The sequence below is a fragment of the Pseudomonas sp. Teo4 genome (assembly GCF_034387475.1).
GTDB lineage: Bacteria > Pseudomonadota > Gammaproteobacteria > Pseudomonadales > Pseudomonadaceae > Aquipseudomonas.
On sequence record NZ_JAXCIL010000001.1, the window covers coordinates 1,939,432 to 1,954,493 of the forward strand.

Genomic DNA, 15,062 nt, shown 5'->3' on the forward strand with positions numbered 1-15,062 from the left:
TCATAGTCCTCACAGGTTGTTCTTGTTGTCAGATGCCGACCACCAGCGCCCCGCCATTCACGGGAATGGCCTGGCCGGTGATGAACGCGGCTTCGTCCGAAGCCAGGAAGGCCACGGCGGCAGCGATTTCTTCCGGGTGCACCAGGCGTCCGAGGGGGATGGCGGCCTGCTCGGCCTCGATGTATTGCTCCGGCACCATCCGTGTGAGAATCGCGCCGGGGGTAATCGCGTTGACCAGAATGCCCTCGCCGACGAACTCCTTGGCCAGGGTCTTCATCAGGCCCAATTGCGCCGACTTGCTGACCATGTAGCCGTAGGAGTGGCCATCGGGTACCTGGCCCCACTGCGAGTTGATGAATATCACCCGTGGCGCCTGGCTGCGGCGCAGATGCGGCAACGCGGCGCGGGTCAGGTACAGCGGGGCATTGACGTTGATCGCCAGCAGGCGGTCGAAGTTGGCGTCGTCGGTGCCTTCCAGGCCGGTCATCGAGTAGATCAGCCCGGCGTTGTGCACCAGGATGTCGAGCCCGCCAAGCTGCTCGGCGACCTGCGCCACGCAGCGTTCGGACAGGTTGCGATCGGTGATGTCGCAGGCGATGGCAATGGCACGGCCACCCTCCTCGGCAATTTCGGCGGCGGTGGCGCGGGCCACATCTTCATCGACGTCGACCACCGCCACAGCCGCGCCGCGACGGGCCAGCAGCCGTGCATGGGCACGTCCGGCGCCACGGCCGGCACCGGTGATCAATGCCACGCGGCCGTCCAGGGCGCGGGCTTCGGCAGACAGCGAGAGCACCGACTGCGGTGCCTGGCGGGCAGGTTTGCTTTGGGTCATGGCAAGGCTCCCGGTTCAGATGGTCTTGTGCGGTTCGGTGACGTAGAGCATGTTGCCGTCCGGGTCGAACATCGGCCGGTAGCGGTAGTGGGTGCCATTAGGGTGCTGCCACTCGATGGGCTCGGCGGTCACCCACTCGACCTTGCCGTTCAGGTAGGCAATGGCCTCGTCCAGGTTCTCAACCTCGAAGGCGAACGAGTCCAGGCCTGGCTTGTCTTCCAGGTTCACGGCGGTGCGGCGCTCGACCGGTGCCGGGTTGGTGGTGTGGAACAGGTAGAGGGTGACATTGCCCATTTCGATGGCCGCCCAACGTTCTTCTGCCGCATAGGGCAGGAAGAAGCCCAGGCCAAGGGTGCCGTGGTAGAAGTCCACCAGGCGCTGCACGTCGTTGGTGAGGATGTCCATGTTGTCGAGGCGTTTGAGTTTGAGCATGGCGTTGCTTCCTTGGGGTCGTAGGTTCAGAGGTGACGGCACGGGCCGCCTGGCAGTGCGCGCAGGGTGCCGTTGACGACGTCGAGGGTGATGCTGGCCAGGGTGGCGTACTGCCCTTTCTCCGGCAGCGTCGGGTCGGGGTGGCAGCACAGTGCACCGGTGGTTCCCAGGTGGCTGTTGAGTGCCGCGAGCATGTCGCTGGCGGTGAGGCCCGGGCGGCCGCTCAGCCGGCGCACCAGCTGGTCGTAGCGCACCAGGGTGTCTGGATAAGTGCCGGGCTCGGTGTCGAAGTCACGGGCGGGGCTTGAGAGGAAATGGTTGGTGTGCACCAGCAAGCCATCGGCCGCCGGGAATACCAGCCCTGGGCCGCCGGGGTGGATTTCTACCGAGACCGCGCAACTGGCGCGCTCGGCGGCGGCAATCAAGGTCAGCGAGCTGGACGCCGACACCGGCGCACGCTGGCACAACTGCAAGGCCTGGTTGATGTCGGCGCAGCTGTCGAGTATCCAGCGCGACAGCACATGCACCGGCACGCCGATGTCGGCGCCATCGTGCTGGTGGTGCAGGATATTGAAGTGCACGCCCAGGCCACGGTTGTTAACCCCAGGTTTGCCGACGATGCCGTACTCGGTCACGGTGGTGGTCAGGCGTCCGTCAGCGTGGGGAATTTCCCAGGTCAGCCACTGTTCGGCGAATTCGGCGTACCAGTCCCAGGTTTGCGCGGTGACCGGGGCGCCCCAGGGGTCGACCTGAACCACCGTGGAGCACTCGCCGCGCAGCGGTGCTCCCAGCACTGCCAGGATTTCGGTGCGGGCGTTGATGGCACCGATCAGCTCGGCATCCACCCCTGCCCCCTCGGCGATGCCGAGCATTTCTTCGTGCAACGGCGGTGCGAACTCGGCCACTTGTGCCAGGCAGCGGGCACCCATGGCACGCAGGTCGAACGGCGCCTTGGCGACCCGAGCAAACAAGCCCTGGTAGGCCTGCACGGTGCCGCGCACCTTGGCCGCGAACACTTCGCCGAACTCATGGCCACGGGCGGCCGGCTGCATCTGGGTAGAGCGGAAAACCGTACTCATTTGTTCACCTGTTTCAATTGCGGGGTAACCTGCGCAGCCACTTCATCGAGACGGGCGAACCAGACATCACCGTCGCTGACCATGCGTTCCACCAGGCGCTCCAACTGCTCGAAGCGCGCGGCGCGGCCGATCACTTCCGGGTGCATGGTGAAGCTGGTGTGGCGGCCGTCGCGGCGCGCCGACTCGTACTCGGCCAGCCAGGTGTCGAACAGCACCCGGGGGGCGGTGAAGTTGCCGCCGTTGTCGATGCTCCAGCCGAACATCGGCCAGTCATCCAGCGACCAGTGCACCGGCAGTTCGAGGATCGAGGCGCCGTTGAAGTGTTCGAAATACGGGCGGTCGTCGCCCATGCAGCTGGAGTCGTAGGCAAAGCCGTTGGCCAGCACCAGCTCGAAGGTTTCCGGAGTCAGTTCCCAGGACGACGAGCGATAACCCGCAGGCTTCGGTGCGCCGGCCTTGGCCAGCGCGGCCAGGCCTTGCTGCATCTCTTCGGTCTGTTGTTCGGCGCTGACCTTGTCGCTGCGCAGGTGCATGTGGCCGTGGTGGCCGATCTCGTGGCCGTCCTTGAGCAGCGTTTCCACCAGGTGCGGGTGTTGCTCGGCGGTGTAGCCCGGTACGAAGAAGGTCGCGGCGATCCGGTGGCGGCGCAGCAGTTCGAGAATGCGCGGCACGCCACGGGTCACGCCAAAACGGCCTTCGGACAAGCTGGTCAGGCGCCGGGCGAACGTCGGGCTGTCGCCCAACAGGCCGGCCTCGGCGTCTACGTCGAAGGTCAGGGAAACGGCCACGGGGCTCTTTTTCGGCCAGCACAGGCGGCCGGAGTCATCTGCACGCATCAGGTGCACTCCTCTCTGGGGGTTTGCTAGGTCGTAAGGGGGTGTTGCGTGGGAATCAGGTCGCGCAGGGGGTGGACTTGCGATCCTGCAGGCGGCGCAGCCGGAATAAGGCTTGGGAGATGGCCAGCACGGCCACTGCGATCAGCACTTCCTTGAGGCCGCCGTAGCCGGTGATCGAGGCGCTGGTCACGCCCACCAGCAGGATCAGCCCGTCGAACATGGCCAGGGCCATGGCAATCCACACCCAGCGCCGCGACAAGCGAATGGGGCGATCCAGCTCTGGTCGGTCGCGGCGCAGCACCACATAGCCCGCCACCGCCAGCAGGTGCGCCAGGATGTAACCGATGTTGCCGGCGACGATCACCGCCAGCGGGTTACCCACCAGCAGCACCAGGATCACGTTGATGAACAACTGCACGGTCACCGCACGAGCCGGGACGCCAGCGCGGTTGAGCACGCCGAACTGGCGGACGGTCAGGCCATCGCACGAGCTCTGGTACAGCGCCCGACCGGCATCGGCGGTGCCCATCACCGAAAGCACCAGAATGCCGGCGATCAGCACCAGGGTGACCAAGGTCGCGCCACCGCCCAGCAACACTTCAGCGGCAGCTTGCAAGAACCCATAAGGCTTTTCGGCCATGGTCTGTTCGCCCAACAGGCCGGTCAGGCCCAGGGGCGCCAGGGTAAACACCAGCAGCAGGATCAGTGCGGCGATGCGCAGGGCCTTGCGGGTGTCGCTGACGGTGTCGCGGAACTCCGGGATGAACGAGGCGGCAGCCTCCACGGCATAGGCCGACCACGCCATGATGAACAGCCACGCCAGCACCGTGCGCACGCCCTGCACACCCTCACCGGTATGCCAGGTGAAGCTTGCGCTGCTCCAGGTCGGGCTGGTCAGGAAACTGGTGCCGAACACCAGCACCGGGACCATCAGCAGTACCCCTGCAATGGTCAGAATCACCATGGTGAAACGTAGCTGGACCATGCTGAGCGCCCAAGAGAAAAGCGCCACACCGAGGGCAATGGCTTGCGGCAGGCCCAACTGCAGCGGCCCGAGGTCTAAGTGGGCGGTCGCCTGCGGCCAGAACTGCTCGGAGACGATCTGCGCCACCGCCAGCCCCCAGATAGCCGGTGCCGTGGCCCAGGCGAACCAGTAGGCGTAGGTGGCCAGCGGGCCCAGGCTGGGCATGCGTCGGGCCCAGGCTTCATTGGCATACAGGGCGATGCCGCCGGACTTGTCGGCGAACATCGCGCCCATTTCCGAGTACAGCCAGTTGTGCAACACCGCCACCGCGGCAATCAACGCCCACAAGGTCATGGCTGCCCAGGCGCCGATGGCACCGATCGAATAGCCCAGACCGACGAACAACGCAGCCGGCAGGCTGAGGGTGATGGCCACCCCGTCCCACCAGCGGATGGATTTGACGAGTTGCGCGCTTGGCGCGGTGCCTGCAATGGCCTGGTGCATCGTATCGCCCTCTGTTTTTGTATTGGGTCTCGATGAGCAGATCCTACGACAGGATTCTGCGCATGTGTATATTTTTATTTCACATCGATGCGCATTGCGCAATATGAAAAGATTATTTCTGCGCAATGTCATTTTTCGGGGCGAGTATGACCAAAACCGTGCACAGCGGCACGCGAGGGCTCTGGGAGTGGGGTTTCAGCTGTACGAGGGATAGGGCGAGGGCCTGAGAGGGCTCAAGGATGGGGCATTGATTTGCGCATTGCGCAAGATTTCAAGCGGAGTGTTACGCAGCTCTTGTGGGGGAAATATGGGCCTCTTCGCGGGTAAACCCGCTCCCACAGTTATGCCGCCGTACCTGTGGGAGCGGGTTCACCCGCGAAGAGGCCACTAGCAACAGTGAAGAACCTGAAACCTTGACTGACTTCAGTCTTCCGACTCGCCCGGCGGCAAGGTGAAGCGGATCTTGTGCACCTTCACTTCCTGCAAGGTCCGCACATCGCGAATCCCCGGCAGGCTGCGCACTTTCTGCTGCAGGTTCCACAGGCTTTCGTCATCGCGGCACAACACCTGCACGCAGATATCCGCAGTGCCCATGGTGGTCGACAGGTAGCTCACTTCACTCCAGCGGCTGAGGGTGTCGGCGACCCGATCATGGTCCTGGGGCGCGACATTGACGAACAGCAACGCCAGCTTGGCGTGGCCGAGCTTGGATGGGTTGGTGAAGGCCAGAATCTGCAGGATGCCCTGATCCTGCAGGCGCTTGACCCGCGTACGAATGGTGGCCTCCGGCACTGACAGGTTGCGTGCGACTTCTCGGAAGGCCCGGCGCCCGTCCTCCTGCAATTCACGGACGATCTCGTAGTCCAGGGCGTCGAGGGTGGAGATAGACATGTTCAGCACTTCCATGGGGGATCGGGTGGCGGGCACAGGCTAGCAGATTCGCTGGCGAACCGGCACGGGCCAGTGTTCATGGCACCTGATGAAGCCTAGTAAAAATTGCGCATTGCGTATTTATTTTTACAGTTAACTATTGATTGCGCAATTTACACCCCGTAGATTTTACGCAAACCACAAGAAAAGGTGCCTATCACCATGACCTTCGCCCCCGCTCACCACGCTCAGGCCTTCCTGGCTGAAAACCCCGATATCGAACTGTTCGAGCTGTTCATCCTCGACGCCAACGGCATCCCGCGCGGCAAGCTGCTGCACCGGGAAGAATTGCTCGCGCTCTATGAGACCGGCCGCCCGCTACCCAGCACCATGCTCGGCCTGTCGATCCACGGCGAGGACGTGGAAAACTCCGGGCTGGTGTGGGACGTCGGCGATATCGACTGTCGCGCCTACCCACTGGAAGGCAGCCTGGTCCGCCTGCCTTGGCGGCAGATCCCCACGGCGGCGGTGCAGGTGTCGATGCACCCCACCGAGGGCCTTCCCGCCACGGTGGCCGACCCACGGCAGCTGCTTATCCGGGTCATCGAGCAGCTGCAGGCCGAAGGCCTGCACCCGGTGATGGCTTGCGAGCTGGAGTTCTACCTGCTGGACCAGAAGCGCGACGCCAACGGCCGCCCGCAACCTGCGCTCGACCAGGACGGCGCCCGCCCTCGCCAGACTCAGGTCTACGGCCTGCGCGAGCTGGAGCAGATCGAGCCCTTCCTCAAAGACCTGTACGCCGCCTGCAAGGCACAAGGCATTCCAGCGCGCACGGCCATCTCCGAATACGCCCCCGGCCAAGTGGAAATCACCCTGGAGCATGGCGATGCGCTGCAGGCCATGGACCAGGCGGTGCGCTACAAGCGGCTAGTCAAAGGCGTGGCCCATGCCCATGGAATGCAGGCCTGCTTCATGGCCAAGCCATTCGACAACCTGGCCGGCACCGGCATGCACATGCACGTCAGCCTGGCCGATGCCGAAGGCCACAACCTGTTCGCCAGCGAAGACCCGGCCGGTACGCCGCTGTTGCGCCACGCGGTTGGCGGCATGTTGGCCAGCCTGCTCGACTCGCTGCTGCTGTTCTGCCCCAACGCCAATTCGTACCGGCGCTTCCAGGCCAACAGCTATGCCCCGCTGGCCCCGACCTGGGGCGTCGACAACCGCACCGTCAGCCTGCGGGTACCCGGCGGCCCGGCCAACACTCGGCATGTCGAGCACCGCATCTGCGGCGCCGATGCCAACCCGTACCTGGCTGCTGCGGCGATCCTTGCCGGTATCCACCGCGGCGTGAGCCAGCAACTGGACCCCGGCGCCCCGGTCGAGGGCAACGGCTACGCCCAGGCCAAGACCCTGCTGCCCACCGACTGGCTCAGCTCGCTGCAGGCGCTGGAGCGTTCCAGCTGGGCACGGGACGCCTTCGGCAGTGATTTCCTGCGGGTCTACCTGGCGGTGAAACAGGCCGAATACCGCGCGTTCATGGCTGAAGTGGGCGAGCAGGACTGGCGCTGGTACCTGACCAATGCCTGATCAAAGCCCTGCCCGACCGGCTACGAGGAATCTGCCATGAATGCCTTGACCCAACCAGCGGCGCCCGCCCCGGTGCGCACGCCCTCCTACTACACCGCCACGCTGGCCGAGGAAACCGACTACCCGCGCCTGCAAGGCACGGTGAGCGTCGATGTGGCGATCATCGGTGGCGGTTTCACCGGTGTGGCCAGCGCCGTCGAGCTGGCCGAGCGCGGCCTGAAGGTCGCGCTGGTGGATACCCACAAGATCGGCTGGGGTGCCAGCGGCCGCAATGGCGGCCAGGTCACCGGCAGCCTGTCTGGCGACGAGGCCATGCGCAAGCAGATGCGCAAGCGCCTCGGCGACGAGGTGGACAATTTCATCTGGCACCTGCGCTGGCGCGGGCACCAGATCATCGAGCAGCGGGTCGCGCGCTACGGCATCGCCTGCGACCTGCGGCGCGGGCACCTGCATGCGGCGATGAAGCCCACACACATGGCCGAACTGCGCACCAGCTTCGAGGAAGCCCAGCGCCGAGGCATGGGCGAAGAAGTGAGTCTGCTGGACCGCGCCGGCGTCCGTGCGCAGCTGGACAGCCCGCTGTACTGCGGCGCCCTGCACAACCGCCGCAACCTGCACCTGCACCCGCTGAACCTGTGCATCGGCGAGGCCCGTGCCGCCCACAGCCTGGGCGCGCTGATCTTCGAAAACTCCGAGGTGCTGGAGATCGTCCACGGTCCACGGCCGGCGGTGGTCACCGCCGAGGGCCGTATCGAGGCCCGCCAGGTATTGCTGGCGGGTGATGTGTACCACAAGCTGGAGCCGCGACAGCTCAAGGGCAAGATCTTCCCGGCCATGGGCGGCATCGTCGCTACCGCGCCGCTGGGCGAGCTGGCCGAGCGCCTCAATCCGCAGAACCTGGCGGTGTACGACTGCCGTTTCGTGCTCGACTACTACCGTTTCACCGCCGACAAGCGCCTGCTGTTCGGTGGCGGCGCCAACTACTCGGGCAAGGACTCGCGCAACATCGAAAACGAGCTGCGCCCATGCATCGAACGTACCTTCCCGGCGCTCAAGGGCGTACCCATCGAATTCCAGTGGAGCTGCGCCATGGGCATCGTGGTCAACCGCATTCCGCAACTGGGCAAGCTGTCGGACAACGTCTGGTACTGCCAGGGCTATTCCGGGCATGGCATCGCCACCAGCCACATCATGGGCGAAATCATGGCCGAGGCGATGACCGGAGAGCTGGGCAAGTTCGATACCTTCGCCGCCTGCAGGCACATCAAGGTGCCGCTGGGCGAGCAGCTGGGCAACCCGCTGCTGGCAGCCGGCATGTGGTACTACCAACTGTTGGAAAAGCTGCGCTGAGGCGCGCTGGATCACGAGGTCACCATGCACAGATTACCCTTGGTCGCCGTCAGCGCCTGCACCCGGCAGCTGGGCGCGCACCCGTTTCACCTGGTTGGCGACAAGTACGTGCGCGCCGTGGTCGAGGCCGCCGACGCCTTGCCGATGATGCTGCCCGCCCTGCCCGGCCTGCTGTCGCCCAGTGAAGTGCTCGCCCAGGTCGACGGCCTGCTGCTGACAGGCTCGCCGTCCAACATCGAGCCCTGGCATTACCAGGGCGCCCCGAGCGCGCCGGGCACCTTGCACGACCCTGCCCGCGACGCCAGCAACCTGGCCCTGATTCCGGCAGCGCTGCGCGAAGGCGTGCCGCTGCTGGCGATCTGCCGGGGTTTTCAGGAACTCAATGTGGCGCTTTGCGGCACGCTGCATGCCTGTGTGCATGAGGTGGGGCGCTTCAACGACCACCGCGAGCCGGCCGACCAGCCCGTGCAGGTGCAATACGCCGCACGCCAGCCGCTGCTGGTACAACCGGGTGGCTTGCTGGAGCGCCTGGGCCTGCCCCGGCGCTGCCAGGTCAACTCGATTCATGGCCAGGGCATCGACCGCCTGGCGCCTGGGCTGCAAGTCGAGGCACTGGCCGAGGACGGCCTGATCGAAGCCGTTTCGCTGCCCGATGCCCGCGCCTTCGCCCTGGGTGTGCAGTTTCACCCTGAATGGCAGGTGCTCAGCCACCCCCATTACCTGGCCATCTTCCGTGCCTTTGGCGCCGCCTGCCGGCAACGCGCCGAGCGCCGCACCGCAACAGGAGCTTTCGCATGACCCTTACCCTCCAGGACTGGCAAGCCCGCGCCGACGCCCTGCGCCCAGAAACCCGCGCCTTCATTGATGGGGCGTATTGCCACGCAGCGTCCGGCGCCACGTTCGCCTGCATCAGCCCTGTGGATGGCCGCGTGCTTGGCCAGGTCGCCAGCTGTGACAGTGCCGACGCCGACCGCGCCGTTGAAAACGCCCGCGCCACCTTCGACTCCGGCGTCTGGTCGCATCTGGCCCCGGCCCAGCGCAAAGCCAAGCTGATCCGCTTCGCAGGCCTCTTGCGCAAGAACGTCGAAGAGCTGGCCCTGCTGGAAACCCTGGACATGGGTAAGCCAATCGGCGACTCCTCCAGCATCGACATCCCCGGTGCGGCCAACGCCATTCACTGGACCGCCGAAGCCATCGACAAGGTCTACGACGAAGTCGCCCCGACCCCGCATGACCAGCTCGGCCTGGTTACCCGCGAGCCGGTGGGCGTGGTTGGTGCCATCGTGCCGTGGAACTTCCCGCTGCTGATGGCCTGCTGGAAACTCGGCCCGGCCCTGGCCACTGGTAACTCGGTGGTGCTCAAGCCGTCGGAAAAATCGCCACTGACCGCTATCCGCATTGCCCAGCTGGCCATCGAAGCCGGCATTCCGGCGGGCGTGCTGAACGTGCTGCCAGGCTACGGCCACACCGTGGGCAAGGCCCTGGCCCTGCACATGGACGTCGACACCCTGGTGTTCACTGGCTCGACCAAGATCGCCAAGCAACTGATGGTGTACGCGGGCGAGTCGAACATGAAGCGCATCTGGCTGGAAGCCGGTGGCAAGAGCCCGAACATCGTCTTCGCCGACGCCCCGGACCTGCAGGCCGCCGCCGAAGCCGCCGCCAGCGCCATCGCCTTCAACCAGGGCGAAGTCTGCACCGCAGGTTCGCGTCTGCTGGTCGAGCGTTCGATCAAGGACAAGTTCCTGCCTATGGTGGTCGAGGCCCTCAAGGGCTGGAAGCCGGGTAACCCGCTAGACCCGGCGACCACGGTCGGTGCCCTGGTCGACACCCAGCAGATGAACACCGTGCTGTCGTACATCGAAGCGGGCCACCAGGACGGCGCCAAGCTGCTGGCCGGTGGCAAGCGCACCCTGGAGGAGACCGGCGGTACCTACGTCGAGCCGGCCATCTTCGATGGCGTGACCAACGCCATGAAGATCGCCCAGGAAGAAATCTTCGGCCCCGTGCTGTCGGTGATCGCCTTCGACACCGCCGAGGAAGCCATCGCCATTGCCAACGACACGCCGTATGGCCTGGCCGCGGGCATCTGGACTTCGGACATCTCCAAGGCCCACAAGACCGCCCGCGCCGTGCGTGCTGGCAGCGTCTGGGTGAACCAGTACGACGGCGGCGACATGACCGCGCCGTTCGGTGGCTTCAAGCAGTCGGGCAACGGCCGTGACAAGTCGCTGCATGCGCTGGAGAAGTACACCGAGCTGAAGGCGACCTGGATCAAGCTGTGATTGCACGGGGCCGCTGTGCGGCCCATCGCAGGCTTCGCCAGCTCCCACGGAGGTGTGGACTGCCCCCAAGGAGTTGGACACAAATCCAACCCTTGAGGGCAGTCCAGAGGGCTTGTGGGAGCTGGCGAAGCCTGCGATGGGCTGCGAAGCGGCCCCCTAATACGCAGACCAGCGGCCCTCTCCGAGCCCTGTGCTTCGAACTATTCTGTCTGATGGGGTTAGCTTCCAGTGGAGAAAAGCCATGCGTACGTTCCCATGGGGATACCTGCTGGTACTGCTGCTCTCTGCCCCCGCAGCCCAGGCGCAGTCAGTGGTGCCGCTCAAGGGCCAAAGCAGCCAGCAGATGCAGCTGGACATCAACGATTGCAACACCGTCGCCAACAACGCCGCCAGCAGCGCAACCACCTCAGACCCGCACGTCGGCGGCCGGGTGAAAGGCGCGGCGGCCGGTGCCGCAGCCGGTGCGGTTGGGGCGCAAGTGCGCGGCAATCAGCACGAAGAACTCTACGACCGGGCCAGTGACGACGCCAAGCAGCAATACCGGCAGAACCGCGCCGGCGAAGTGGCTGCAGCCGGTGCTGCCGTGGGTGGTATGCGCCAGCGTCAGGAGCGCCGTCAGGACCGGCGCACCCAGGACCAGGCCCAGAGCTCGGCCCATGCCAGCGCCTACAGCGGTTGCCTGCAGGGCCGTGGGTATCAGGTCAATCCGTAAGCGAATGCGCTAAGCGGCAGGGCAACGGCCCTGCCCTGCCGCGCTGCGTACCGCGCCGGCCAACTGACGCAGGTTGGTCTGCTGGGCACTGACCAGGCTGGTGACGCTGGCCTGGGCCGGTGTCTGCACCGTGGTGCGGCAGGTCAGCTCGTCCTGGCCAGGGCGCTTCAAGCGCCAGACCGCCTCCAGCAACGCGTACTGCCCTGGTACCGAGTCGAAGCGCTGCACCTCCACCCGCAGCACCGAGCGCACGCTACCACCAACGGGGCCGCCAAGCTGGTCCTGCAGGGCGCTGCGAAACTCATCCACCAGGTTGGCGCCCCACCATTCGGTTTCCAGAATCACCAGGCCACTCTGGCCCTGGCGCACCACCAACTGTGGTCGATCCACCTGCGGCGGAACGCTTACTCGCTCGACCAGCACCTTGGTGCCCCCCTCCTGTGTCGGCAGTGGCGGCACCAGGGTGTGGTAGTTGTTGGGTGTACTGCTGCAACCTGCGGCCAGCACCGCCAACGCGACCAGCATCACAGCGTGCATCTTGGGCATCAGGTGTCACTCCTCGGTCGGTGCGTGGTCAAGGCTGCACGTCATCTGCGCCGGCCGCCTTGGGCCGCCCGCGAATCAGCGATTCAGGGTGCCGTCCCAGGTAGTCGGCAAGGTCACGCAACGAACGCGACATGCGCTCCAGCTCTTGCAGCGTATCGCCCAGTTTTTCCCGCTGCGGCGAATCATCGGCGATGGCCGAATTGGCCGTTTGCAAGGTTTTCTGCAGATCATCCAGCGTCGCCTTGACCCCAGGCAGCGTCTGCCCGTCGAAGCGTTTGAGGGTCGTGCGCAACTCACGCAGGGTGCCATCGAGGTTGCCGGCAATGCTTTCCAGCGGCAGCTTGCCGATGCGTTCGACCACATGCTGCAACTGTTCCTGCAGTTTCTCCAGGCTGCCCGGCACGGTGGGCACCGTGATGGGGCTGGCGTTCATGTCGAAGGCCACCTTTGGCGCATCGGGGTAGAAGTCCAGCGATACATACATCTGCCCGGTGATGAGGTTGCCGCTGCGGGCCTGCGCACGCAGCCCGTGCTCGACGAACGTGCCGATCAGCCGCCGGGCACCGGCTTCGTCACCCGGGGTATGCTTGAACACCTTGAGCATTTTCTGATGCACCGGGCCCAGGCGCTGCGGATAGATCACCGCATCCACCACCACCGGAAAACTCTGCTTCTGCTCGTCGTAGTCGAGGGTGACCGACACCACCTTGCCGAACTCCACCCCTTTGAACTCCACCGGCGCCCCCGGCGACAGGCCACGCATTGACTGGTCGAAGCGCATGCGCAGGTATTCCTGCCTGCCGGTGGGCGGCGCCAGGGCCGCATCGCGGTCAACGAACAACTGGAACACCTGCTGGTCATCGGCAGGCTGCGCAACGGCGGCAAAATCCGGCGAGCCAAAGGCCAGCCCGCCCATCAAGATCGATGACAGCGACTGGGTTTCGACCTTGAGCCCGTTGGCGCCGATCTGCATGTCGACACCACTGGCATTCCAGAAACGGCTGTCGTGGGTGACGAACGCGTCGTAAGGCGACTGCACGAAAATGCCTATCTGCACCCCTTTGCCATCGTCCTTCAGCGCATAGGAGACCACTTCGCCAACCGGAATCCTGCGGTAGTAGATGGAAGAACCGATATCCAGAGAACCAAGGTCATCGGCGAACAGCGTGAAACTCTTGCCTTTCTCCCCGTAAGTGATCGGTGGCGGCAACTCCAGCCCCTTGAATTTCTTTCGTGGTTTGTTCGATTCACCGGCATCGGCGCCGATGAAACTGCCCGAAAGCAAGGTATCGACTCCCGAAACGCCGCCGGCACCGATGCGTGGCCTGACGACCCAGTAACGTGCCCCTTCGGTGGCGAACGACTCGGCTTCCTTGGACAGTTCCACTTTGGCCACCACGCTGTTGCGGTCCTTGGCCAGTTCCACCGAGGTGACCTCACCAATCACCACGCTGCGGTATTTGACCTGGGTCTTGTGCGCCACCAGGCCTTCGCCGGAGTGAAACGAAATGGTGATGACAGGCCCCTGCTGCATCCAGTTGCGCACCACCAGCGAGGCCCCCACCAGCAAGGCCAGAATCGGCACGATCCACACCAGCGACACGTTCACTCGCCGGGTGCGCACCTGGGGCTGTCCCGCCGCCTGCGGTTTGTCAGTCTCCTGCGCCATCGCTGCGCTCTCCTTCTTGTGGCTCGCCATCCCAGATCAGGCGTGGGTCGAAGCTCATCGCAGAAAACATCGTCAGCACCACCACCAAGCCGAAGAACAGAATGCCCGGGCGCGGCTCGATGGTGCCCAAGCCGCGCAGCTGCACCAGCGCCGCCACCAGGGCCACCACCATGACGTCGAGCATCGACCAGTAGCCGATCAGCTCGACGAAGCGAAACAGTTGCGAGCGTTGGCGACGCGCCCAGTTGCTGCGCCGCTGGGCGGTCACCAGCAGCAGGCCGAGGGAGAAGAACTTGATGGCAGGCACACCGATACTGGCGATGAAGATGATCAGGGCGATGTCCCACGCGCCATGTTCCCAGAACTCCAGCACCCCACCGACGATGGTGCTGTCGCTGCCCTGACCCAGCATTTCGGTGTTCATCACTGGCAAAGCGTTGGCCGGCACATAGAAGATCAGCGCCGCGCACAGAAACGCCCAACCACGGGCGATGGCGTTGGACTTGCGCCGATGCAGCGGCGCACCGCAGCGCTGACACTGGTGGGCATCCTCGCGCAGGTCGCAGGCCTGGCCACAGCCATGGCACAGGCACACCTGCAGGTCGTCGGCCAACATCGGCGCGGTCATACCTGCTCCCACAGGTCGCGGATATCGCGCCCGGCAATGTAGATCAGCAACACACTCAGCGCCGCCAGCGCGACCAATCCGATCCCTGGGATGACATCGAGCAGGCCAGCCAGCTTGATCACCGCCACCATGGCGCCCAGCAGGCAGACTTCCAGCATGCTCCAGGGTCTTAGCTTCTCCAGCGCCTGCATGCACGCGCCGAATGCCGGTGAGCGGCGGCCGGCCATGGCAAAGCCCAGCACCCAGCACAACACGGCAATCTGCAGGATCGGCGCAAAAATAATCGACAGCGCCAGCACCAGCGCAATGAAGGTGATGCTGCCGCTGCTGAGGATCATCACGGCGTCCCATAACGTCGCCGAGTTGGTCAGCCCACTCATGCCGATGGTCATGACCGGATAGGCATTGGCGAACACCAGCAGCACCCCGCCGGTGACGCTGAGCGCCATGCGCTGCTGCGGGGTCAGGCCATTGTGCCGATACAGCACACCGCCACAGCGCGGGCACAGTGCGCTCTGGTGGCGCTGAAGCGGAGCGCGGTGATAGACCGCATCACAGTACTCGCAGATGATCAGGTCATTGGCCGTGGTCATGGAGTCTCTCGCAGCGAGTCTGGATGTCCGGCAGGAACCCTGTCGCAGGCAAGATTAGTCAAGAAACGCCCACCGCGTCGCAACTGCCCATGCGCATTTGATGACACCCGTGGCTGACCGCTGGATTGCACGCATACTCAGACTGTTCGGGCTCTTGAACTTGCGCAGGCAG

15 protein-coding genes are annotated in these 15,062 nt (G+C 64.9%); 5 read left to right on the plus strand and 10 right to left on the minus strand.

Annotated elements, in window-relative coordinates; translation table 11 throughout:
• Positions 1–28 precede the first annotated feature (28 nt).
• The 6 genes from PspTeo4_RS08880 to PspTeo4_RS08905 all read right to left on the minus strand — a co-directional run bounded on the left by PspTeo4_RS08880 (position 29) and on the right by PspTeo4_RS08905 (position 5,541).
• Positions 29–835, minus strand: a complete 807-nt coding sequence (locus tag PspTeo4_RS08880; RefSeq protein WP_322363293.1) for an SDR family NAD(P)-dependent oxidoreductase — start codon at positions 833–835, stop codon at positions 29–31.
• A 15-nt stretch (positions 836–850) separates the two neighbouring features.
• Positions 851–1,267, minus strand: a complete 417-nt coding sequence (locus tag PspTeo4_RS08885) for a VOC family protein (RefSeq protein WP_322363295.1) — start codon at positions 1,265–1,267, stop codon at positions 851–853.
• A gap of 26 nt (positions 1,268–1,293) precedes the next feature.
• Positions 1,294–2,346, minus strand: a complete 1,053-nt coding sequence (locus PspTeo4_RS08890) for a C45 family peptidase (protein WP_322363296.1) — start codon at positions 2,344–2,346, stop codon at positions 1,294–1,296.
• Positions 2,343–3,182 carry a polysaccharide deacetylase gene (locus PspTeo4_RS08895; RefSeq protein WP_322363297.1) on the minus strand — a complete coding sequence of 280 codons (840 nt, stop codon included), beginning with the start codon at positions 3,180–3,182 and terminating at the stop codon, positions 2,343–2,345. Before PspTeo4_RS08895 ends, PspTeo4_RS08890 begins: the two co-directional genes overlap by 4 nt.
• A 55-nt stretch (positions 3,183–3,237) precedes the next feature.
• Positions 3,238–4,650 (minus strand): APC family permease, encoded by a 1,413-nt coding sequence (locus PspTeo4_RS08900; protein WP_322363298.1) that lies wholly within the window; start codon positions 4,648–4,650, stop codon positions 3,238–3,240.
• 423 nt (positions 4,651–5,073) lie between these two features.
• The gene (locus tag PspTeo4_RS08905) at positions 5,074–5,541 is read right to left on the minus strand and encodes an Lrp/AsnC family transcriptional regulator (RefSeq protein WP_322363299.1); all 468 of its coding nucleotides are present in this window, start codon (positions 5,539–5,541) and stop codon (positions 5,074–5,076) included.
• Positions 5,542–5,742: 201 nt separating this feature from the next.
• Here PspTeo4_RS08905 and PspTeo4_RS08910 point away from each other — a divergent pair, with 201 nt between their 5' ends.
• From PspTeo4_RS08910 to PspTeo4_RS08930, 5 genes are all read left to right on the plus strand, one after another.
• Positions 5,743–7,107, plus strand: a complete 1,365-nt coding sequence (locus tag PspTeo4_RS08910; protein WP_322363300.1) for a glutamine synthetase family protein — start codon at positions 5,743–5,745, stop codon at positions 7,105–7,107.
• Positions 7,108–7,143: 36 nt separating this feature from the next.
• Positions 7,144–8,457, plus strand: coding sequence for an FAD-binding oxidoreductase (locus PspTeo4_RS08915; protein WP_322363301.1), 1,314 nt, complete (start codon positions 7,144–7,146; stop codon positions 8,455–8,457).
• A 24-nt stretch (positions 8,458–8,481) separates the two neighbouring features.
• Positions 8,482–9,255 carry a gamma-glutamyl-gamma-aminobutyrate hydrolase family protein gene (locus tag PspTeo4_RS08920; protein WP_322363302.1) on the plus strand — a complete coding sequence of 258 codons (774 nt, stop codon included), beginning with the start codon at positions 8,482–8,484 and terminating at the stop codon, positions 9,253–9,255.
• Positions 9,252–10,742, plus strand: coding sequence for an aldehyde dehydrogenase (locus PspTeo4_RS08925; protein ID WP_322363303.1), 1,491 nt, complete (start codon positions 9,252–9,254; stop codon positions 10,740–10,742). The genes PspTeo4_RS08920 and PspTeo4_RS08925 overlap by 4 nt, the downstream gene beginning before the upstream one ends.
• Before the next feature lie 241 nt (positions 10,743–10,983).
• Complete coding sequence (locus tag PspTeo4_RS08930; protein WP_322363304.1) at positions 10,984–11,454, plus strand: YMGG-like glycine zipper-containing protein; 471 nt, start codon at positions 10,984–10,986, stop codon at positions 11,452–11,454.
• Positions 11,455–11,463: 9 nt separating this feature from the next.
• Here PspTeo4_RS08930 and PspTeo4_RS08935 read toward each other — a convergent pair whose 3' ends face one another.
• Genes PspTeo4_RS08935 through PspTeo4_RS08950 form a run of 4 tightly spaced genes read right to left on the minus strand, consistent with a single transcriptional unit; the run spans position 11,464 to position 14,890 of the window.
• Positions 11,464–12,000, minus strand: coding sequence for a PqiC family protein (locus PspTeo4_RS08935; protein ID WP_322363305.1), 537 nt, complete (start codon positions 11,998–12,000; stop codon positions 11,464–11,466).
• Between the two features lie 28 nt (positions 12,001–12,028).
• The gene (locus tag PspTeo4_RS08940; protein ID WP_322363306.1) at positions 12,029–13,669 is read right to left on the minus strand and encodes an intermembrane transport protein PqiB; all 1,641 of its coding nucleotides are present in this window, start codon (positions 13,667–13,669) and stop codon (positions 12,029–12,031) included.
• Entirely contained in the window at positions 13,653–14,297 is a 645-nt protein-coding gene (locus tag PspTeo4_RS08945) for a paraquat-inducible protein A (protein ID WP_322363307.1), read from the minus strand. The genes PspTeo4_RS08940 and PspTeo4_RS08945 overlap by 17 nt, the downstream gene beginning before the upstream one ends.
• Positions 14,294–14,890, minus strand: coding sequence for a paraquat-inducible protein A (locus PspTeo4_RS08950; protein WP_322363308.1), 597 nt, complete (start codon positions 14,888–14,890; stop codon positions 14,294–14,296). Before PspTeo4_RS08950 ends, PspTeo4_RS08945 begins: the two co-directional genes overlap by 4 nt.
• Positions 14,891–15,062: the final 172 nt, after the last annotated feature.